Origin of the sequence: Sphingobacterium bovisgrunnientis (assembly GCF_009829085.1) — a bacterium.
GTDB lineage: Bacteria > Bacteroidota > Bacteroidia > Sphingobacteriales > Sphingobacteriaceae > Sphingobacterium > Sphingobacterium bovisgrunnientis.
This window is the reverse complement of record NZ_WUQY01000028.1, coordinates 1-21,408: the sequence shown is the minus strand read 5'-3', so window position 1 is coordinate 21,408 and position 21,408 is coordinate 1. Positions and strand designations below refer to the sequence as shown.

21 protein-coding genes are annotated in these 21,408 nt (G+C 34.7%); 11 read left to right on the top strand and 10 right to left on the bottom strand.

Translation table 11 applies throughout. From position 1 onward, the window contains the following. Positions 1-126: 126 nt before the first annotated feature. From GOQ16_RS13005 to GOQ16_RS12970, 8 genes are all read right to left on the bottom strand, one after another. Positions 127-2,772: an alpha-L-rhamnosidase gene (locus GOQ16_RS13005; RefSeq protein ID WP_160069674.1), complete on the bottom strand. Its 2,646-nt coding sequence runs from the start codon at positions 2,770-2,772 to the stop codon at positions 127-129. A gap of 204 nt (positions 2,773-2,976) precedes the next feature. After that, positions 2,977-3,192, bottom strand: a complete 216-nt coding sequence (locus GOQ16_RS13000) for a hypothetical protein (protein ID WP_160069673.1) — start codon at positions 3,190-3,192, stop codon at positions 2,977-2,979. A 754-nt stretch (positions 3,193-3,946) separates the two neighbouring features. Next, the gene (locus GOQ16_RS12995) at positions 3,947-4,594 is read right to left on the bottom strand and encodes a DUF8465 domain-containing protein (protein WP_160069672.1); all 648 of its coding nucleotides are present in this window, start codon (positions 4,592-4,594) and stop codon (positions 3,947-3,949) included. 1 nt (position 4,595) lies between these two features. Further along, positions 4,596-5,678: an aminotransferase class V-fold PLP-dependent enzyme gene (locus tag GOQ16_RS12990; protein WP_160069671.1), complete on the bottom strand. Its 1,083-nt coding sequence runs from the start codon at positions 5,676-5,678 to the stop codon at positions 4,596-4,598. Continuing rightward, positions 5,644-6,324, bottom strand: a complete 681-nt coding sequence (gene aat / locus GOQ16_RS12985; RefSeq protein WP_160069670.1) for a leucyl/phenylalanyl-tRNA--protein transferase — start codon at positions 6,322-6,324, stop codon at positions 5,644-5,646. The genes GOQ16_RS12990 and aat overlap by 35 nt, the downstream gene beginning before the upstream one ends. 20 nt (positions 6,325-6,344) lie before the next feature. Beyond that, complete coding sequence (rbfA, locus tag GOQ16_RS12980) at positions 6,345-6,716, bottom strand: 30S ribosome-binding factor RbfA (RefSeq protein WP_149915601.1); 372 nt, start codon at positions 6,714-6,716, stop codon at positions 6,345-6,347. Between the two features lie 314 nt (positions 6,717-7,030). Further along, complete coding sequence (locus tag GOQ16_RS12975) at positions 7,031-8,086, bottom strand: AI-2E family transporter (protein WP_160069669.1); 1,056 nt, start codon at positions 8,084-8,086, stop codon at positions 7,031-7,033. Continuing rightward, entirely contained in the window at positions 8,086-8,484 is a 399-nt protein-coding gene (locus GOQ16_RS12970; RefSeq protein WP_160069668.1) for a hypothetical protein, read from the bottom strand. The genes GOQ16_RS12975 and GOQ16_RS12970 overlap by 1 nt, the downstream gene beginning before the upstream one ends. A 316-nt stretch (positions 8,485-8,800) precedes the next feature. Between GOQ16_RS12970 and hemA the strand changes: the two genes are divergently transcribed. The 3 genes from hemA to hemB all read left to right on the top strand — a co-directional run bounded on the left by hemA (position 8,801) and on the right by hemB (position 12,767). Further along, positions 8,801-10,042 carry a glutamyl-tRNA reductase gene (gene hemA, locus GOQ16_RS12965; protein ID WP_160069667.1) on the top strand — a complete coding sequence of 414 codons (1,242 nt, stop codon included), beginning with the start codon at positions 8,801-8,803 and terminating at the stop codon, positions 10,040-10,042. Positions 10,043-10,153: 111 nt separating this feature from the next. After that, entirely contained in the window at positions 10,154-11,743 is a 1,590-nt protein-coding gene (gene hemC, locus GOQ16_RS12960; protein WP_160069666.1) for a hydroxymethylbilane synthase, read from the top strand. A gap of 52 nt (positions 11,744-11,795) precedes the next feature. After that, entirely contained in the window at positions 11,796-12,767 is a 972-nt protein-coding gene (gene hemB, locus GOQ16_RS12955; RefSeq protein ID WP_160069665.1) for a porphobilinogen synthase, read from the top strand. Between the two features lie 102 nt (positions 12,768-12,869). On the opposite strand, the gene GOQ16_RS12950 is transcribed toward hemB, so the two are convergent. Beyond that, entirely contained in the window at positions 12,870-13,151 is a 282-nt protein-coding gene (locus GOQ16_RS12950; RefSeq protein WP_438865731.1) for a DUF6984 family protein, read from the bottom strand. Between the two features lie 140 nt (positions 13,152-13,291). Between GOQ16_RS12950 and hemL the strand changes: the two genes are divergently transcribed. The 3 genes from hemL to GOQ16_RS12935 all read left to right on the top strand — a co-directional run bounded on the left by hemL (position 13,292) and on the right by GOQ16_RS12935 (position 15,981). Continuing rightward, on the top strand, positions 13,292-14,599 hold the full coding sequence (gene hemL, locus GOQ16_RS12945) for a glutamate-1-semialdehyde 2,1-aminomutase (RefSeq protein WP_160069663.1): 1,308 nt from the start codon (positions 13,292-13,294) through the stop codon (positions 14,597-14,599). 57 nt (positions 14,600-14,656) lie between these two features. Then, positions 14,657-15,475: a hypothetical protein gene (locus tag GOQ16_RS12940; RefSeq protein ID WP_223225407.1), complete on the top strand. Its 819-nt coding sequence runs from the start codon at positions 14,657-14,659 to the stop codon at positions 15,473-15,475. 95 nt (positions 15,476-15,570) lie between these two features. Further along, positions 15,571-15,981: a hypothetical protein gene (locus tag GOQ16_RS12935; RefSeq protein WP_149915593.1), complete on the top strand. Its 411-nt coding sequence runs from the start codon at positions 15,571-15,573 to the stop codon at positions 15,979-15,981. 183 nt (positions 15,982-16,164) lie between these two features. On the opposite strand, the gene GOQ16_RS12930 is transcribed toward GOQ16_RS12935, so the two are convergent. After that, the gene (locus tag GOQ16_RS12930) at positions 16,165-16,500 is read right to left on the bottom strand and encodes a hypothetical protein (RefSeq protein WP_160069662.1); all 336 of its coding nucleotides are present in this window, start codon (positions 16,498-16,500) and stop codon (positions 16,165-16,167) included. Positions 16,501-16,607: 107 nt separating this feature from the next. Between GOQ16_RS12930 and GOQ16_RS12925 the strand changes: the two genes are divergently transcribed. The 5 genes from GOQ16_RS12925 to GOQ16_RS12910 all read left to right on the top strand — a co-directional run bounded on the left by GOQ16_RS12925 (position 16,608) and on the right by GOQ16_RS12910 (position 21,043). Further along, a complete protein-coding gene (locus GOQ16_RS12925) occupies positions 16,608-17,138 on the top strand; it encodes a YceI family protein (RefSeq protein WP_160069697.1) in 531 nt (176 codons plus the stop codon). An 18-nt stretch (positions 17,139-17,156) separates the two neighbouring features. Then, a complete protein-coding gene (locus tag GOQ16_RS17685) occupies positions 17,157-17,372 on the top strand; it encodes a hypothetical protein (RefSeq protein ID WP_204987485.1) in 216 nt (71 codons plus the stop codon). Then, positions 17,279-18,097, top strand: a complete 819-nt coding sequence (locus tag GOQ16_RS12920; protein WP_317163815.1) for a DUF5777 family beta-barrel protein — start codon at positions 17,279-17,281, stop codon at positions 18,095-18,097. The genes GOQ16_RS17685 and GOQ16_RS12920 overlap by 94 nt, the downstream gene beginning before the upstream one ends. Positions 18,098-18,339: 242 nt before the next feature. Further along, positions 18,340-20,520: an ATP-binding protein gene (locus GOQ16_RS12915; RefSeq protein ID WP_160069661.1), complete on the top strand. Its 2,181-nt coding sequence runs from the start codon at positions 18,340-18,342 to the stop codon at positions 20,518-20,520. Further along, positions 20,513-21,043 carry a biliverdin-producing heme oxygenase gene (locus tag GOQ16_RS12910; RefSeq protein ID WP_160069660.1) on the top strand — a complete coding sequence of 177 codons (531 nt, stop codon included), beginning with the start codon at positions 20,513-20,515 and terminating at the stop codon, positions 21,041-21,043. Before GOQ16_RS12915 ends, GOQ16_RS12910 begins: the two co-directional genes overlap by 8 nt. Positions 21,044-21,408 lie beyond the last annotated feature (365 nt).

The window sequence follows — 21,408 nt, the reverse complement described above, 5'->3', positions numbered from 1 at the left end:
GATATAACAACGCCATGCTTAGATTTAAGCATGGCGTTGTTTTTTTAGAATTAATTTTTCACGAAATGAAACTGAAAGAACATATGATTTTATTATTCTTCAGATTCCATCTTAATGGTATTCAAACTATCTGAATTTAAGCTTCAACTGATGTATTCCCGCATCTAACTTGATCTCTCTTTCGCCTGAAATATTTGCTGGCGCAAAGAAAGTTGCAGATGAATTCGGAGGAATAACAATATCATAAACAATTGATTTATTACCTTTCTTCCATTTAGAAACAATTTTCCCGTATGGTGATTCATGCGAAACTTCCGAATGTTCTAAACCTTCTGGAAAAATTGGCTTCAATATTATATGTTTAAATCCTGGTTTTGTTGGATCCGGAATTATCCCACCTAAGGATTTAAAAAACCAACCTCCTATTTCCCCAAACATCATGTGGTTATCCGAAATATCTCTTTCAGCTTCTAAATCCCAATTTTCCAATAAAGTGGTCGCACCATTCGCAGCCCACCAACCCCAAGAAGGATATGTGTCTTGCACCGCAACTTTGTAAGCAGATTCCGCATAGCCATTATTGTTTAACGCATTTAACAACGCTTTTGCACCAAGAACTCCGACATCCAAATGGTAGTTCGTCTCTTTAACTTTTTGATTGAGATTGGCAGCCACTTTAGCAATCATTTCCTCGGGCACAACACCCCAATGCAAAGGCACGCTTAATTCTGTTTGCGTACCAGAAGCGTAAATACCAGTCTCAATATTTAAGAATTTAGCATTGATTGCATTCTTTATTTTCTCGCTGAGTGATTTATATTTTTGGAAGTCATCTTCCTTTCCAAAAAGTTTAGCTGCATCGGCTAAAATCTTTGCATCCAAGTAAAAATAAACTGAAGAAGTCAACTCCAAATCAGAAGTAGATTTCACAGGCACCCAATCTCCACGACCAAAAGTCGTCAATCCATTTACACTAATTCCATTCACATAATCTACATAGCGTTTTATATTTTCATAGCAATCTTTCAACAACTCACTGTCCCCATAAAACTGGTAAATTTCCCAAGGAATAATCGCGATAGTACTCGTCCAATCCAAACCGTTTGCTGTACCATACCCCCATCCACCTGTCGGAATAATATCAGGCAATACACCATTTGGTTGTTGCTCATCACGGTGGTCCGCCAACCACTTCTCGTACACTGTAATACCATCGTAATTGTACAATGCCGTCTCAATAGCCAAATGTCCATCTCCAGTCCAGCCATTCTTTTCACGCTGTGGACAATCCGTCGGATAGCCCATAAGATTCGATAAGTACGCATTATTGGTAATCCTCCAAAGATCATTAACAAGTTGAGATGATGTATGAACAATTCCCTTTTTATTCACGTCGCTATGGACAAAATAAGCTACAAGATTTGATTCATTCATTTCAATAGGTTCAGAACTTATAACTTCCACATAGCGAAATCCCTTGTAATTAAACTTAGGCATAAATGTATCTACTTTCTTACCGCTTAGAATTAAAATATCAGTTTGAAAAGGATCTTTGTCTTTATCGCCCAAATAATACACATCAATATTCGAAAGATCCAATCTACCATTTTCATGTAGGCGTTCTCCATGCGCAATTTTCAAAATGACTCCTTCTTTTCCTTTAATCTTAATTTTAGAAATTCCCGCCATATTTTGTCCAAGGTCAAAAAGGTAAGTTTTCTCGTCAAATTTCTTCACAGAAATTGGTTTATATTCTCGTATTAATCGAATTGGAGCAATCTGTTGTGCTACAATATTACCAGAAGGAACACTGCGGTAACGGACACCTTGCCATTTCGAATCATCAAAACCCGGCTTATCCCACCCAGATTGTTCTAATCGTGCATCATAATGTTCACCCGTATAAATACTATTAGCTATAATTGGACCAAAAGAAGTTTTCCAATCGCGCTCTGTTTTAATTATTTCTTCAGAATCGTCTTCGTATACGATTCGTAGATCCAAACAAAAAGTAGGTCTTCCACGCCATGGTGCATTATGAAAATCCCACACAGCCAAAGATTGATGATTATACCAACCATTTCCCAAAATTACACCAATAGCATTATTACCCTTTTGTAAATCCGATGTCACATCATGCGTGACATATAATGTTCTTTTATCGAATCTGGTATACATGGGGTCTAAAAAATGATCACCAACTCGCTGACCATTAACCGATAGTTCATACAATCCTGCAACCGCAATATAAGCTCGCGCAGATTTAATCTTTTTATTAACTGTGAATTGCTTGCGGAAATAAGGTGCTGGTTTGAAATGAATGTCATGATGATCACTAATCCAAGCTCCCTTCCAACTTTTTGTCGACAGCATTCCCATTTCGAAAGATGCAATTGAGGAAGAATGCTGCTTTCCATCCTTATCCCAAGAAACTACTTTCCAAAAGTATCGCGATTGTGGTGCTAAGCTTTTACCATTATACTTTACCAAAATGTCAGATTGATACACTTTCTCCGAATCCCAATACAGCTTTTCATTTTGAGTTAAAGAAATCGAATCAGTACTAACAAGAACTTGATAAGCCTTCTGTATCGCCCCTATTCTATTATCATTTATCTTCCATGAAAATCGAGGATGAGTATTATCAATACCTACAGGATTTATCAAATGTTCGCATTTAAGGTCAATTGGCTTACCGTTTGGAATTCGATTACTTGCAAGTAAACTTTGTTGATAGATCAATGCAAATATAATAGCAAAGAATGTTTTCATAAAAAGGTAGATATTGTAAATCCAATAATTGAGCGTTACACGTCTCAATAGCTAAATTATCAGAAAGATAAGGTTTTCAGACGATAGTTATTAATTTTCATTTAATACGTTCTTCAAACTTCTGAAAAAATTCCAGAAGCATAAAAAAAGAAGGTAGCCTTCTAGCTACCTTCCACACACACTATTAATCACTCATGATTACAGTTAATTTTTAGGCTTCTTGCTGTTCAAGAATTCCCATTCATGGATTTGAGAATTATGATGTTCTTTTAATTGAATTTCTTTAAACTTTTCGATTATATCAGGATGCAAGTTTGCCAAATCTTTCGTTTCGGATCTATCGTCTTTAAGTTTGAAGAGCAGCCATGGACTGTTTATATCTTTACGCACATTCACACGTACTCCTTTCCAATCTCCCATACAATAGCGACTTGAACTCCATTTTCTGGATACTCATACCTAGATTTTGACCTATTTCTGTATTATCGAGATAAAATTCTGACCTAAGTTTGAACACTTCCTTCATCTTAGGCGGCATCTTTTCAAACTCACTAGCGATTAACTGCTGAATATCTTTTCACGAATAAGAAAATCAGTTCCATTAGAAACGATGTTGAAAAATTCATCTTTCGAATTGATATATCGATCGAATACTTTTTTCTTTCTAAAATAATCCAAGACTTTATTCAGTGAAGCCTTATAGAGAAAACTTTTTAGAGAAACCGAAATGATATGCCTTCTCCCTTGCTCCCAGAACCACGAAAATACATCATGTACTATATTTTAAGCATCTTCATGATTATCCACTTTTTTTAGAACAAAAATTTACAGCAACGAATTATATCATATGTATATCTCATCAAAAGCATACGAATCCCCTTTGATAAACAAATGATAAAGGTCATTATCACTCATATTAAGGTGCCGGTACTAACTCCCTCAATATCTGTTTCTGATAAAAGCTCTGATTTATCGTTAATCTTAAAACAAACTAGATAGAACTGTTATCAGCAATACAGATGAAAAGTCACGTGCCGAAGCTCCCGATTTAGTAATAAAATTTACTGCCGATAAAAACCGAAAAAAGAACTTTGAAAAATAAATTGTTGAATATAATAGAAGATATAAAGCCAAATTGCCATAAAAAGTCCTAGCAAATTGCTAAGACTTAATTTTATCTTCCCTTCGGTCTGTGCGAGATAAAATGAGATTTCAGTTTATCCAAGCCAATATCTTCTTCAGGCTTATCAATTTCATACAGCCAAACTTTCTCATTCAACATTTCCACGCGTTCCTTGGAGTTAATCAAATCCAACGGTTTCACACGAAACTCTTTGCTTATTGGTTGCGTTTGAGTTTGTGACAAACGGGAGTGACGGATAATTTGCAACTGAAAAGTTGGCCATTTTCCCACTGATGAAAAGTTTCCAGTATAGATTTGTGCATAATCATGTTTGGGTACAGAATTAGCAAAAACGCCCGTAGTTTTTGATCCTGTAACTTCAGATACAGAAACTAACAATTCGAATGAAGTCTCATTGATAATATAAAACTTAGCCAAACCATCCTTTTGCTCTCCTGCTACACCAATAAAAATACCTTTCGACACAAAAGGTAAATTCGTTTGTGCTGGCAAATCATCCAATTCATCTTCGATTGTGCGCATATTGCCATGCACTAAAGTTACCTTTGTACGCAATACGGGGATTTCGAAACCCGTATCGTCCGTTACACCAATTATATCTTTCGCTTGTATAGACGTTATATGTCCTTCAATGGGTTCATCTATAAAACGTACTAAATCTCCTATTTTCAAATTCATCTTATTTCTCTATTTTATCAATCACTTCCATTAACTTATCTACATCTTCTAATGTATTGTATAAATGTAATCCTATTCGAATGCCTTTGCCACGTGGAAAACATTTAATGCCACTCGCCATCAACAAATCATAATATTTTGGATCAAGTTGTATATTTATCAACGAAGATTTTATCTTTCTGTTTTTTATCTCAGGCAAAAGTAAATCTCTTTCACCTAGTTTTTCATACGCATACGCACTGATTTCTTGCAAATGTTGTTGAATATTATCTAAACCTAAAAGCTTCAAAAACTGTATCGACTGTCCTAATGTACCATGACTCAAGGTATCTTGATGCCCTGGCTCTAAAAACGTATCCAATATGCTTTTACTCAACCACATCGCTTCTTTTGGTCTTTCCCCTTGCTGTGCGTCAGCATAAAGAAGCTCTTTCAATTGATTTGAAAGTATCAAATAACCATTTCCAAAGCCCGCCATCATCCATTTGTAGCCCGAACCTCCAATTGCGTCAAATCCTGAATTTTCAAAATCAAAGGGCTCTGTGCCTAAGTATTGTGTAGCATCACCGATGATAATTAGATTTGGGTATTTTGATTTCAAATATTGAATGAAGCTCAAATCAATTTTTAATCCATTGATATATTGCACAACACTTAAGAGCAACACATCCGCCTTATGTTTTTGAATACAATCTTCAATATTTACTTCCAGTTGAGCTTTTACAGTGATCTTGAAATAATCCAATTGACGACTTATCACCGGATAATTCAATGATGGATAATCCTCATCGAGGATGGCATATTTCAAACCTTTGGGCAACCCATTAATCAATGTATGTAATCCAAATGAAAAGTTCGGTAAAGCAAAAACATTCGAAACAGAACAATTAAATAACGCAGCAAATTCTGATTTTATGTTTGTGATAAATGCCCCTTGCTGGTCTCGCAAATCTCCCCCGACAGCAAAAAATTCTTGTTCTCTTCGACCGCGCCAAGCATAATGCGAACGCGGCATCAGCCCATTACCAGGTGTATTGAGATAAGTGATTTCACTCGAAATGTCGAAGAAGCTTTTGTAATCCATGCGCAGAATATTCTTGTTTACGTAGCAAATTATAAAATATTTTGGAATCGATAAGCTTCGCACCCATATATTCTAAATGTTCGGAATGAATCTGACAATCTACAAGCTCCAAATCGAATTGTTGACATAAAAATATTAAAGCTGCTTTAGATGCATTCGAAACTTTTGAAAACATACTTTCTCCACAAAAGATTTTTCCTACTAATACACCATACAATCCCCCCACCAACTCATTATTTTGCCAAACTTCAATACTATGTACAAACCCTTGATGATGCAAATTAATATAAGCCTCCTGCATATCATCGACTATCCACGTCCCGTCTTGATCCTTTCGATCTATGGATGCACAATTGTGAATAACTTGTGCAAATGATTGATTAAAGGTTATTTTAAAATTTCCCCTTTCCATGACTTTAGCCATAGATTTGCTAATCTTGATTTCTTCTGGGTATAGTACAAAACGCTCATGCGGCGCATACCACAATATAGGCGTATCTTCCGAATACCACGGAAATATACCATTTGCATAGCCAAGAAGTAAACGCTCCGTGCGCAAATCTCCCCCTACAGCCAAAAGTCCATCCACTTCAGCCAAATTGGGATCTGGAAATAAAATTTGTTGATCGTCTAATCGAAATATCATAATCAAAAAAGCCAGATTGTTTAATCTGGCTGTCTAGTTTCTTTGCTAATTTCTTCGAATATCTTATCCATATGCTCGACGTATTCATTCGTATCATCCAAGAAAAATTCCAGATGCGGAACAATTCTCGCTTGATTTTTTATACGTGCACCCAATTTATAGCGAATTTCGTTCGTTTTTGTTTTAATAGACGCAATTGATTCTTTAGCAGTATTGGTATTCAAGAAACTTAAAAAAACACGTGCAATAGCAAGATCGGGAGTTACACGTACTTTCGTGACGGTAATAAATGCTCCTGGCGCCCATGCCCCACCTTCACGTTGAAATAATTCAGCTAAATCTTGTTGTAAAACTCCTGCAAATCTTTGTTGTCTCTTACTTTCCGTTCCCATATGTTTCTCCTAATGGTTTAAAGTGTTTACACACATGTCTACAAATATAAGAATTTACCCTCGCTTATCCACATAAAAAAAGACTTGTCACAGGAACGGACAAGTCTACAATTAGTCTAAAATAGTTTTATAATTGGATAGAAAATATCTTTGAAGTTTTAAGACATCCTGGTCTATCATTAATCTTGTTTTTTGGTTATTCACTCGTGAGTAAATACTCACAAAGTTTCATTCTTTCATCTCCCTTAGTCTTACAAACATAATGAGTTCAAATGGATTACAAAAGAAAAATTTAAAAAAAAGTAAGTGCTTACTTATTTAAATTTTAAATCTAGTATATCGATTGCGTTACCTTTTCCATATTCATTCGAATAAACCTTGATTAAAACGCCTACAGACGACAATATCAGCGGTCCAAAAATTAAACCCAACATGCCAAACATATTCAACCCCAACAAAACCCCAAATACAGTAATCAACGGAGGTACGTTTCCTAAAGTTTTTAAAATGGTGAAACGCAAAATATTATCTATTCCTCCTACCAACAAAAAGCAATATAAAGTCAACCCAATGCCATTACCTAAAGAACTAGTAGCAAATACGGTGATGCATACCGGAATGTAAATTGTCATTGTACCTAAGACAGGAATAATGGATGATACCCCGGTCAATATACCTAAGAGGATAAAAGTCTCTACACCGAAAATCCAATACCCAAGCATAGCAACAAGTCCTTGACATAGTCCTAAAATCGGAATGCCAATAGCATTTGAGCGTACCATCAAATCTACTTCAGCCCATATTTCATTTTTACTGGTATTCGAAAATGGTATAGCACGATCAATATATTGTTCCATTATACGACCATGCACCAACATAAAGTACAATACGAAGAGAGCGACTAATAAATTTACTCCAACTTCCATTACAGAATTCAAGATACTCGGGATATACCGTGTCAATCTTTGTAGAAAATTTAGAAGTGCTTCATCGGACAAATCTATATCTTGCAGTAAAGGTTTATCAGCCATAAAAGATTTAACCTGATTAAACTGTAATACGATCTGATCCGTATTATTCAAAAAGCTTCTGACCTGAGGAATTAAATAATCTACAATAGCCCATATCGGTAATACAATGAAGACAATAGATATTAATATGTATACCACACTCGCTAATGATTTATTCCACTTCCGCTGTTCGGTGAGTTTGAAATACGAATTTCGATATAATATGTACAAAGTAATTGCGCCTAGAAAACCAGGTAAATAATACAGCAGATTTTTAAATATCAGTATACATATAAGCAGAATAATCAAAATCAGCATGATTTGATTAATAGGCGTATTATTGATTTGTTTATGTCTCATTAATTAATCTCTTTTACTTTTTTCACACTCCATACCATCACCAATGCACTTAATATAAGTACAGCCCATCCCCATTGTATATGTAATGTTTTTGCTAGTAAACCATCAACGAGTTTCATTCCGAAATAATTGTTGATCTTGAAATAAACAGCAATCAAACCTAGAATACTCCAAATCAAATAAACTATAGATGTGAAACGAAACAATGCTATTTTTCGTGACACGAAAAATAAAACATTCAATCCGAGTATCCCTAATGTGATTAAAAATAAGCTGGTATCTGTTTCATAAAGATTCCAGTTACCTTTGAGAGGCACTTTTAGGAATGGACAGAATACAGTTGATAAAGCGCTCACGGCGATACCCAATAGTGCGATAGGTTTTCTTAGTATGTACATAATGGTAAAGGTAAATTTACAATTTTATATGCCCAAATATTTTAATTCCTATATTTGAACAAGGTATTTGAAAGCAAATTAATGTACTTACCTCACCCCAAATTATGATTGATATTACAAAATAGATTTTAATTATATGACATAGGTCATAATGACATTAAGTTTAATCTAAAACAAACTGATAATCAATTATTTGAAAATAAAAAACCGATTATTTAGAGTCTTTCTAAATTAATTGGTTTGACAGATTTTTGACAGAAGAACCAAGGTTTTAGTCTACATTTGCAACAGTTATTTGAGCTAGAAAGTTAAAGCGTTGAAGAATTTAAAAGTTATAGCATTCACACACAAACACGTTGACCTGAAAGATTTGGGCAATTTAGTTATCTGTAACGAAGAGTTAGATGCTAGATTAATCAATCTTAAAAATACCTTAGATATTCCAGAAGTATTCTACATAGCAACGTGTAATCGTGTGGAGTTTGTCTTTTATGGTGCCCATGAATTGACAGATGAGTTCATTGCAGAATTTATGCAAAAAATGAATTTCTGTGTTCCTGCAGATCGTCTTCATTGTTATTTAGGTCAAGTAACACGTTACACTGGACTAGAAGCTTTAAATCATCTGTTCCGCATGTCTTGCTCTTTAGAGAGTTTGGTTGTTGGGGAAAAAGAAATTTTAGCACAGGTTCGTCGTGCATACGAAAAATGTCGTGAAGCGGGTTTTACTGGTGATTTCCTTCGATTAATGATGGATAGACTGGTAAAAACAGCAAAAGAAGTGTACACTTATACAAACATTTCACGCAATCCCATCTCTGTAGTTTCGTTGGCTTACCGCAAGTTGAAAGAAATCAAATTAGCAGAAAATCCTAGAATTTTAGTAATCGGTTCTGGCGAAACAAACCAAAACTTTGCTAAATACCTTAAAAAACATAAACTTTCTAATTTCGTCGTTTTCAATCGCACGTTGGAAAATGCTAAAAAATTAGCTCAGGAGTTAAACTGTGAAGCTTATCCTTTGACTGAATTAGCGAATTACAAACAAGGTTTCGACGTAATGATTACCTGTACAGGTGCTGCAGGTTCAATAATTGACAATGATTTGTACCAAAGCTTATTAAATGGTGACACAGACAAAAAAGTCATTGTTGATTTAGCAATTCCAAATGATATTGATGCTGATGTTTTAGCTAAAAATTCTATTCACTACATCGAAGTACGTGGATTGCAAGCTATTGCCGAGAAGAATATCCAAGAGCGTTATAATGAATTAGAAAGTGCTGAAACGATCATTGAAGCGAATATTAAAGAATTTCTTCCTATTATTAAACAACGTCGCGTAGAAGTCGCTATGCGTCAGGTTCCCGATAAAATTAAAGAGATTCGTGCTATCGCAATGAATGAGGTTTTTGCGCAAGACTTAAACAATCTTGATCCCCAAGCGCGTGAGGTTTTGGAAAAAGTTATCAACTATATGGAAAAGAAATACATCAAAGTTCCAATGGTGATGGCAAAAGAAATTTTGGTAAAAAACACCGAATTCGAAAAGAACTAATTCCTTATCTTATTCCAAGCAAAAGATACTTTATTCTGACACTAAAAGGGTCATAAAGTGGTTCTATTTGGCTAAATTTGCAACGTTAATTGTTAACGTAAATTTGTGTCAGTGAATAGAAAATTAATTATCGGAACTAGAGGTAGTAAACTTGCGCTTTGGCAAGCCCACTTCGTACAAGATAGATTAGCAGAAATCGGTGTAGAAGCCGAATTAAAAATCATTAAAACGCAAGGCGATATTATCCAACATCTTCGTTTGGATAAATTAGAAGGCAAAGGATTTTTCACCAAAGAATTGGAAGAAGAATTACTTTCTGCTAAAATTGATCTTGCCGTTCACTCCCACAAAGACTTACCTACGGTTAATCCTCCAGGACTTATCATCGCTGCCGTATCGGAGCGTGAAGACCCTTCTGAAGTGATTATTATTCACAAAGATTGTGTGGATGTAACCAAACGCTTGTCATTAAAACACAATGCAAGTGTAGGCACTTCATCCAATAGACGTAAAGCGCAGCTGCTATCGGTACGTCCAGATTTAGAATTCACAGATTTACGTGGAAATTTACAAACACGTATTCAAAAACTTCGTGACGAACAATATGATGCGATTGTATTAGCTAAAGCTGGTGTTACGCGCATTGAAATGGATTTATCTGATTTTCATATTGAAGAAATTTCACCAGTTGAGATTATTCCTGCGCCAGCACAAGGTGTATTAGCTATTCAAATTCGTGAAACAGATCAAGATTTATTTAATTTATTACAAAAAATAAACTGCGAAGCTGTTGCCAAAACTATTGCCGTTGAGCGTAAAGTTTTAAACATGTTTGATGCGGGTTGCCACGCTCCTCTTGGCTCTTACTGTCGCGAGCGCAGTGGCAAATTCGAATCGTGGACTTCTATCGCAGAGGATAATGAAGATTTTCCAGATAGATTGTACTTAGAGTCAGATACGACTGAAGGTATGGCACAACGAATTTTCGAAAAATTCAATAAAGATCGCAAAATGCCTTCTTCTGTTTTTATCTCAAGAGATTTGGATGAAAACTCCTATTTGGCAAAATGGTTAGCGAAACACAATATTTCTGTAGACGCGAGATCTTTGATTAAAATATTTCCAACGATCAATACTCTAGATTCGTTTATTCTAAAAAAGGCAGATTGGATTTTCTTTAACAGTAAAAATGCAATTGAGCATTTCTTCAAATTGAATCCAGTTATTTTGAAGAAAACAAAAATTGGTGTTTTGGGAAGAGGCTCAGAGTCGACATTACGCAAATTTGGTCGTGTAGCAGATTTCTCAGGTGATGATTTGGGCATTAGTACCGAAGAAATTGCAAAAGAGTTTGCTAAAGTTGTGGATGGACAAACGGTGTTTATTCCTCGTGCGAAAGATTCGTTAATGAGTATTCAAAAAGCATTAACAGAAAACACGACAGTCATTGATATGCCTATTTATGAAACGGTTTTGGAAGAAAATGTGGACAAATCAAATGCTGATGTGTTGATTTTCACAAGCCCAAGTAATGTGCAAGCATACTTTGCAGAAAATTTAGCTGAACCAGATCAACAAATCATCTGCATTGGCTACTCTACTGCTAAAGCAATCGAAGAAATGGGATTGAAATATTCACTTCCTTTTTCTCCTGATGAAATGGGCTTAACTGAAGCAATTTTTGGATTGGAATACAAATAAAATAGTATAACAAGCCATTTCTTAGAAATGGCTTTCATATAAAACATATACCATGTTACAACGTCCTAGAAGAAACAGAAAATCAGCAGTCATTCGTGACATGATTCAAGAGACACACTTGTCCGCTGCCAATCTTATATTCCCTTTATTTATCGTGGATGGCGAAAATCAAAAAGAGGAAGTTAAATCCATGCCAGGCATTTTTCGTTATTCAATCGACAACTTGCTACGTGAAGTAGAAAGTTGCATGAATTTAGGGCTGAAAGCGTTTGACTTGTTCCCTGCTGTCGAAGAGTCATTAAAAGATAAATACGCAACAGAAAGTTACCGCGAAGGAACGTTGTATTTGCGTGCAATTGATGCTGTAAAGAAAAACTTCCCAGAAGCTTGCGTTATCACAGACGTAGCGATGGATCCTTACAGTTCAGATGGTCACGATGGTATAGTGGAGAATGAGGAAATTTTAAACGATGAAACGCTTGAGGTTTTAGGAAAAATGGCTTTGGCTCATGCAAAAGCAGGTGCGGATATTATTGCACCATCGGATATGATGGACGGTCGTATTGGTTATTTACGCAGTGTTCTGGATGATAATGGCTTTACCAATGTATCGTTGATGTCGTATACCGCTAAATACGCTTCTGCTTATTACGGTCCTTTCCGTGATGCTCTAGGTTCAGCACCTAAAAAAGGTGACAAAAAATCCTACCAAATGAATCCTGCCAACAGCAGAGAAGCATTAATCGAGGCACAATTGGATATGGAAGAAGGTGCTGACTTCTTAATGGTAAAACCAGGTCTTCCTTATTTGGATGTGATTAAATTATTACACGATAATTTTGATTTACCTATCGCAGCATACAACGTTTCAGGTGAATACGCTATGCTAAAAGCGGCTATTGCAAATGGCTGGTTGTCTGAAGCAGTAATTATGGAAACTTTATTAAGTTTCCGCCGTGCAGGGGCTACCTCTATCTTAACCTACCACGCAAAAGAAGTATTGGAAAAAGGTTGGTTAAAGTAAAATTTATATAACACTTCATCTAGACCTCAAGAATCTTATGATATCTTCCTGAGGTCTAGATGACAATATAAGACAAAGGCTCAAGAAATTTTTGAGTCTTTATTAATTAAAAATCCTTTTATTTAAAATTTGACTAACTTTAGGAAATTTTTTTAACGATAAGAAGTCTCCTTTAAATACATTTAATTCATACAATTGATTTTCTTTAGTCATTATTAAGGATATTAATACCAGTACCCCATCCAAATCAATATATTCAGCCTCAACAATTACTCCTCCATATGACTGTTCACAATCATATAAAAATTTTAAACTTCCCATTCCTCCATCATTCATATCTTCTACAAAAAAGCTATCTAAATATGAAGTAAAATGTTTTTTAATTCAGCACCTTCCAACAGGAAGGATATAAGAGCAATTTCATCTGTTCTCAGTTTACGACTCATAATTAACATTTCCTGACTTGGTCATGAACATAATTTACATATAAATCTCTAACTTCGCAAGACTATTGAAATAAGCACATGAAAGCACAAGATATATCTAGAGAAAAGTCAGCTGAACTTTTCGAAAAAGCAAAAAACTATTTTCCGGGGGGGGTAAATTCACCCGTTCGCGCATTCAAATCGGTATATGGCACGCCATTATTTATCGAAAGAGGCGACAAAGCACATCTTTGGGATGCCGATGGAAATGAGTTTATAGATTTTTGTTGTTCTTGGGGGCCGCTTATATTGGGTCACAACAATCCTGAAATCCGTGAAGCTGTACAAGCGCAATTGGGTAAAGGTTTGAGTTTTGGTGCGCCTACTGCATTAGAAAATGAGTTAGCCGAATTGATTATTTCCAACAACAAATATGTGGAGAAAATCCGTTTTGTAAGTTCGGGTACAGAAGCGGTTATGTCAGCAATTCGTTTAGCTAGAGGCTATACAAGACGTGATAAGATCGTCAAATTCGAAGGCTGTTATCATGGACACTCGGATTCTTTACTGGTAAAAGCTGGTTCGGGATTAGTAACTTTTGGAGAAACATCTTCGGCAGGTGTTCCTAAAGCGTTTGCAGATGAAACTATCGTAATCGGCTTAAATGACAAAGCAGCTCTAGAACAAGTTTTCGTGGATTTCAAAGATCAAATCGCAGCTGTTATTATTGAAGGTGTACCTGCGAATAATGGCTTGTTGATTCAAGATAAAGATTACGTACAGTTCTTACGAAAAATTACAAAAGCTAACGGGTCTCTATTGATTTTTGATGAAGTTATCACAGGTTTCCGTTTAGGATTTGAAGGAGCTGCAGCATATTACGATATTCAGCCTGATATTTTGACGTATGGTAAAATCATAGGTGGCGGTATGCCTGTTGGAGCTTATGGTGCGTCGGCAGAAATCATGGGGCATATTTCACCAGATGGTGGGGTTTATCAAGCGGGGACTTTGTCTGGTAATCCAGTAGCAATGGCTGCAGGTATTGCAGCATTAAGTATCCTAGCACAACCTGGATTCTACGAAAAACAAGAGCAAACAACATCAGCTTTCGTCGAAGAAATCCGTGCTTTCATAGAAGAGAAGAAACTTGAGGTGAAGATTTTCACAATTGGCTCTATTTTTTGGTTTGCATTCACTTCGCAAGAAGCTATTAAATCGGCTGATCAAATTGATCCTAATTCAATGATTAAATATAAAATCATGCACCGTGGATTGTTGAATAGAGGAATTTACTTTGGTCCATCGGGTTATGAAGTAGGTTTTATTTCTTCTGCTCATACGCAAGAAGATTTGTCAACAGCAATTTCAGCTATTAAGGAAGCTCTTTTAGTCGCTTTCGCATAAAACTTTTGAGGTGATGGTTTGTTGTAATTAGTATTGATTACAATAAACCATTTTCTCATGAAAAATATTATATCAAAAAATCTTATTTTAACCGCTACTTGTGGATTATTCCTTACTTTTTCGTGTAATTCACCCAATAATTCAAACACGAATTCAACACAAGACTCTTTAACATATGCAGATACCGCAATAGCGATTGAAGTCACACCATTACCACATGCGAAAGAATTTCCAGGTGCGACATTAACGGTTTCTTCATTATCGTCAGAAAAATTAGGAAATGATTCCGCTAAAGTTACGATCAAATATGCAGTAAATAACTTTAATTTAACAGATCAAACAGACCATGTCCACCATATGGCAAATTCGGCTGAAGGACAACATATCCATTTCATTCTGAACAATGCACCATATGTGGCTTTGTATAAACCTGAACATACGTTTAATGTGCCGATTAACTCTGAGCATTATTTGCAATCATTTTTATCTCGTTCCTTTCACGAGTCAATAAAGACCACTGACGCATCTAAATTGATCAAATTTAAAGTTAATTCGGACGGCAAGGTTGAAGAACAAAATGTACCGACAGAACCATCTTTATTCTACAGCCGACCTAAAGGAGATTACAAAGGTGACGATACGAATTCTGTTTTGTTAGATTTTTTTGTAGTCAACACAGATATTTCGCCTGAAGGAAACAAAGTTAAGGCTGTAATAAATGGTCAAGAATTTATGTTGGATAGATGGATTCCTTACGAAATTACAAATTTGCCTAATGGTGAAACAACAATCCAACTGACATTAGTAGATAAAGATGGGTCGGCTTTGACTGGGGATAATGTTACTATTGAGAGAAAAAGTAATTTCATAAAATAATGTAAGATTAAAATAATAACGTTCTACATTAAACTATTATTGAAATTCGAGGTCACACTTAAAAACTAGTATTAATTATTTTAACTTCAATACACATGAAACGCATACTAATTGCATTAGCTATTGCTAGCGCATCCCTAGCCACACTAAGTTCCTGCACAAAAGAATATATAACTAATGCTCTACCAGGAGTAAGTTATGTGTACACTATCAAATCTAATCAATGGGTTCAGACAGAGCCTAAGGCATATAGGTTTGAACAAAATGTTGCAGATTTAGACCAAAGATATTTTGAGGATGGTCATGTAAGCGTGGCGATTTCATACGACAACAATCAAACAACATATGAGCTATTACCTGCCACTATTGGCAATTATATATTTACAGCAAATTATTCAATTGGTAAAGTGAGAATATATGCCGAATATCGAGGCGCAGGATCTCCTATTCCTCCTGACAATATGATCACAAAAATTGTCTTAACAGATAATGAAATTGGAAATTAATAACATAAAAGAGAGGTCATAAAACCTCTCTTTCTGTTAAAGAAAGCTATCCAATTTACTAAGGTCAATTCCAAAACTTACAGCCACACCTCTAGACTGTAAATTTGTACGACCATATCCAATCCCGGTCAATGGTATTTGCATAAACGGTCGTATTCCTATACTAAATTTGTTATTTATTTTTCAATCAAAAGAAACGGAGAAATCTGCTACACCAAAATAATGTTGATTCTTCCCATTCAAAGTGTAACTGGTATTGTAAGACTTATACCCTTCACCAGTATAAGTGAAATCGTATTTTTCTTTCAGCATAATGTAACTTGACAAACCTCTACTCGCTGTTATCGTATATGATTTAGCTTGAAAAATTTTATGATTAACCAAAATAGGCACTGATAACACATCACAGACCGCCGATACATCCTTCGGAGTATGGCTTCCTTTATAAGGATTTTTAGGTTTATAAAAACTATATGGCGATTCATATTTTTTTCGTGAATACAATGCACCTGTACTCATACTTAATCTGTTAGTAATCGGCTGAGTATACAATAATCCTATATTTCACTCAATTTCTGTTGTCCAGCACCTTTCACCTCTGTCAAATCTAAAGCTGTCTCCTATTTATCGTAGGGGGATGGAGTTTTTCATCGCATGCTCAGTCCAATATTTTTAATGTTAAAAATGGACAAATCACCTTTTTTAGTAGTACACCCATAGAAAATAATCAAGCTAAAACTCAAAAACTGGCGGCAGCTTTTAATTTAGACAACGGTGATATCATTTTCAAAGTAAAGATTAACACTTTTGAATTTACCAAGAAACTTATGCAAGAGCATTTTAATGAGAATTATATGGAAAGTGATAAATATCCGTTTGCGGAATTCAAAGGAAAGATTTTAAATCCCCAACAGATTAAAGGAAATGGTACGTATAATGTAGATATTTCAGGAAAATTACTTATTCATGGTATAACCAAAGACTATACGACCAAAGCTACTATTGTCCTTAATAACAATCAGCTCTCTACTATTTTAAACTTTGATATAAAGTTAGTAGACCATAATATCAAAGTTCCATCCATTGTTGGTAAAAATATAGCCGAAGTAATCCAAGTTAAGATTGCAGCTCAATTTAACAAAGTAGAAGTGTATTAACATTATAAAATAATAGAAATGAATAAAATAACCAATTATATACTTCTTTTACTATTTGTTTTACCACTAGCAAGTTTTGCTCAGGAATCATTAGAAAATTTAGTAACAGTAGCGGATGAGACAGAGAAAGTGTCCGCAACATTCAAATCCGGAAAGCTGATAAATATTCAAACTATCGAAACCATACACAAAAAAGAATTAGATTTTGGGTTGATCACCGATTTGGTGATATAGCGGGCAAAGGTGCAGGTGCTAGTCAATTTTTTGGTTTGGATCATGCTTCAGATATCCGTATTGGTTTTGATTATGGAATTAGTGATAATTCAAATATTGGAATTGCACGTGCAAAAGGAGCTTCAGAATTAACACAATTGTTCGAAACGAATGTGAAATACAAATTTTTAGAACAAACAAACGATAATAAAATACCTGTAAGTATAGCTTTTTTTGGAAGTGCGACCACTTCCGCTATGGACAAATCAGATCACCCAACTGCTGCGAGCAGTTTCACCAAATTTGGAGATAGATTGACGTATGCGAATCAATTGATCATAGCCCGGAAATTTAGTTCAGCATTTTCATTAGTGGTGGTTCCGAGCTACATCCATCAAAACTACACCGCTTTTGGTGAACAAAATACAACCTTTGCTCTCGTTGTCGGAGGACGATTAAAATTCACGAAAATTATGGCCCTCATAGCAGACTACATTGCTCCTTTTCGGAATAAAGAAAAGAAAGATTATATCGAAAATATCAGCGGAAATAAATTCTACAATGCATTGGGTGTAGGCTTAGAGATAGAAACAGGAGGTCACGTTTTTCATCTAAATTTCACCAATGCAAATGCTGTACAAGAATCGCAATACATTACTGAAACGACTAGTAGTTGGACAAAAGGTCAATTCAGATGGGGATTTAGCATTGCGAGAAGATTTTCATTTGATATGCACAAGGAATAATAATCTATTAGCGGATATCATATAGCATACATACTCTTAAAATAATTAACTTACTTTTATTGGAAAATGATTTTCCAAGTTTGACTTTTATTAAATATCAATAAACAATTATTTTGTAAGTTTCAACAGTATTAATAATTATACCTCAATAAAAATATTATATCACCTTAGTTACATATCAACAATATGACAGACTAGATCACCTACAATTAAGTATATTTAATCCATCTATTCACACCTTGATGATTAAAGACTTAAAAACACTAGACTGTGAAGAGGAACAGATTCATTTATGTGGAAGAATCCAAAATTTTGGCTACCTCGTAGTTTTTAATTTATTAGGTGAGTGCATTGCTATAAGTGAAAATTGCAACGAATGGTTACCAATTGGGATAACTAGCGCAATAAATATTCATATTAATGAATTATTAAAACACATAGATAGCGATACGAAAATTGATAGCACGCAAATTCCATATTTAGAAGATAATCCTCACACAAAACAAGTAATTGTAAACGACCAATGCTACAATCTCACAGTATATGTCTTTCAAGAACATATATTCGTGGAGCTGGAAAAAAATGAAAGTATAGTTATTGCTTTAAATCAGCTGAATGATTTTCAACTGAATTTTGAAAGAAGTGATAATGTATGGCAGGCGCTGTGCGAGAATATTTCAAAGATAATTGATTTTGATCGTGTAATGGTCTATCAGTTTTTAGAGGATAATAGTGGAATTGTAGTGGCAGAGAAGAAAAAATTAAAAGAAGATTCTATTCTCGGCTACCGCTATCCTGAATTTGACATACCGCAACAAGCTAGGCAACTATACCTTAAAAATTTATCAAGACAAACTTCCGATGTACAGGCGGAGACAATACCACTTTACGGCCTCTCTGCTCATAATATAGACCTATCAAAATCTCAAGTCCGCGCACTGTCGCCCGTACATTTACAGTATTTAAATAATTTTGGAGTACGCGCGAGCGCAAGTTTTTCCATTATTATTGATAATAAATTATGGGGATTAGTCGCTTGCCAGAACATTGCACATAAATACATTCCTTACGATAAACGGAGTTTAGGACTTTTTGTAACGCATTATGCAGCTAATAAATATTTGGTAGAAAGACAGCGTATCCAAATAAAACAAGATCAAATTATCAGTGAAATCGAATTAGAATTAAAAGAAAAACTGTTTTATAATCAATCTTTCGAAAAGACTTTAGGTGAGTTTGCGCTTCAATTTATGCGCACGCTTTCGGCGACAGGATTAATAATAAAATCTCCTGACCATATTTTGAGGTTTGGAGAAACACCAAATGAATATATTCTGGAAGATATTCACACGCACATTAATGAGGAAATAAATGCCGACAACATTTATACTGCGCATAACTTCACCTTATCTAATGATAAAAAAATTGATAATAGCTCATGGACTGGTATTGCACGATTTAGTTGTGATAAAGACCACGAATTTGTTATTTATTGGTTCAGAAAAGAAATTCTTATTGAAGAAAAATGGGCTGGAGTTCCTGAAAAACATCAAATATTTTCAGAAGAAAAAAATGCTTATCTCTATTCTCCTAGAACTTCTTTCCAGCTTTGGAAAAAAGATGTCAAAGGTCAATCTGAGAAATGGTCAAAATTTGATCACGATTTTCTGATGCGCATTCAAAAGTTGATTCAAGAATCAATGTTGCGCAAAATGAATGAGGTCAAACGCCTTAATGAGCAGTTGATAGAAGCGAATAATAAGCTAGAAACTTATACACATGAATTGTCTCACGATCTGAAAAATCCGCTGTCAACAATTATGACAGCTGCACAATTCATGTATTCACGTGATCAGTTGTCCAAGGAAATCATCAATAAATTTGCGAAGAATATACACGCAGCAGCGCATTTGATAAACGAAATTATTGATAAGACTATTGAATCTACAAAAACTTCAATACACATCTTACCTTTCGAGACAGTTTCAACTGAGACTTTCATTAATCAGATAATTCACCAGGCTATCCAAACGCATAAAGTTCAAAATTTTGAAATCATATTAGGTGATCTTAACCCCATATATGGAGAAAAAACATTGTTGTATCAGCTATTTATGAATTTAATTAACAATGCTGTAAAATTCAGTAGTAAAAAAAATATAACTACAATTGAAGTATATAGTGTTATTGAAAATAATAAGCTGATATATATAATAAAAGATAATGGGATCGGCATCGATGAATCCGAAAAACAACATGTCTATAGCATCTTTAAACGTTTAGCTAATGCAAGCCAGTTTGAAGGAACTGGGGTTGGAATGGCTATTGTAAAACGAATTGTAGACAGACTACATGCGACTATTAGCTTTGAAAGTATTGTCGGAGAAGGAACTGCATTTAAATTAATTTTTCCAAATGAATAATACGCTTCTAAAAACGGAGACTCAAGATTTACACGATAAAATAGAGGATGTGATGCATTCAAAGCTGTTATTTTCAAATCAGTTTACCACAGCACATTACCATAACTTTATTCTTAAATCATACAATTATATAGCTGGAATTCTTCCAAAAGTTAGTTTAGATTGGCCAGAATTTGAAATCATTTTGGAACAGAAACTATCTGCGCTGTATTCTGATGTAAAGCATTTATCAACTATCAAAAACAATTTATCACCTGTAGTTATTAATAATACGAATCGCCACTACAAGTTGGGTTTGATCTATATTGTATTGGGTGCTATGTTAGGAAATAAGATGATACTAAAAAAGCTACATGAATATGATACATTTGAGGGTTTTCCTTTTGCATACCTATCCCAACATCAAGAAGAGCTTTCTGCAATATGGAAAGAATTTCAGGCACTGATTAATGGATTAGAAGAATTCGAACTTCAAAAAGTCATTCAAGGTGCGAGAGATGGTTATCTATTATTTGGGGAATAACAGAAGGAAAAATACTCAAGATATAAGTATTTATTACATTCATCTCGTCTCAAAAACCTTAATCATCGGATTTAATACGTAAGATTAATAATTTTTCAGATTTATCCCAATTCAAATATTTTTTTGGCACATCAATTGAATAAACATAATCGAACTATAAACATAAATACATCAGATTATGAAAACAATTGAACAAAAAGCAGCAGAATTAGGACTAGAAAAAGGTTATTATTTACTTTTATTAGCAATCATAGGAAACAACGTTGAATAATACCTATGCATTTATCCAGAAATATCTTAAATACATAAAACGCCTGCAATTAACAATTCGCAGGCGTCTTTAGTTGATAGTAAAATGCTATTAA

Coding starts and splice junctions, on each gene's coding strand:
- GOQ16_RS13005 (WP_160069674.1), bottom strand. CDS start 2,772: ATGAAAACATTCTTTGCTATTATATTTGCATTGATCTATCAACAAAGT.
- GOQ16_RS13000 (WP_160069673.1), bottom strand. CDS start 3,192: ATGGGAGATTGGAAAGGAGTACGTGTGAATGTGCGTAAAGATATAAAC.
- GOQ16_RS12995 (WP_160069672.1), bottom strand. CDS start 4,594: ATGAATTTGAAAATAGGAGATTTAGTACGTTTTATAGATGAACCCATT.
- GOQ16_RS12990 (WP_160069671.1), bottom strand. CDS start 5,678: ATGGATTACAAAAGCTTCTTCGACATTTCGAGTGAAATCACTTATCTC.
- aat (WP_160069670.1), bottom strand. CDS start 6,324: ATGATATTTCGATTAGACGATCAACAAATTTTATTTCCAGATCCCAAT.
- rbfA (WP_149915601.1), bottom strand. CDS start 6,716: ATGGGAACGGAAAGTAAGAGACAACAAAGATTTGCAGGAGTTTTACAA.
- GOQ16_RS12975 (WP_160069669.1), bottom strand. CDS start 8,086: ATGAGACATAAACAAATCAATAATACGCCTATTAATCAAATCATGCTG.
- GOQ16_RS12970 (WP_160069668.1), bottom strand. CDS start 8,484: ATGTACATACTAAGAAAACCTATCGCACTATTGGGTATCGCCGTGAGC.
- hemB (WP_160069665.1), top strand. CDS start 11,796: ATGTTACAACGTCCTAGAAGAAACAGAAAATCAGCAGTCATTCGTGAC.
- hemL (WP_160069663.1), top strand. CDS start 13,292: ATGAAAGCACAAGATATATCTAGAGAAAAGTCAGCTGAACTTTTCGAA.
- GOQ16_RS12940 (WP_223225407.1), top strand. CDS start 14,657: ATGAAAAATATTATATCAAAAAATCTTATTTTAACCGCTACTTGTGGA.
- GOQ16_RS12935 (WP_149915593.1), top strand. CDS start 15,571: ATGAAACGCATACTAATTGCATTAGCTATTGCTAGCGCATCCCTAGCC.
- GOQ16_RS12930 (WP_160069662.1), bottom strand. CDS start 16,500: ATGAGTACAGGTGCATTGTATTCACGAAAAAAATATGAATCGCCATAT.
- GOQ16_RS17685 (WP_204987485.1), top strand. CDS start 17,157: ATGAATAAAATAACCAATTATATACTTCTTTTACTATTTGTTTTACCA.
- GOQ16_RS12915 (WP_160069661.1), top strand. CDS start 18,340: ATGATTAAAGACTTAAAAACACTAGACTGTGAAGAGGAACAGATTCAT.
- GOQ16_RS12910 (WP_160069660.1), top strand. CDS start 20,513: ATGAATAATACGCTTCTAAAAACGGAGACTCAAGATTTACACGATAAA.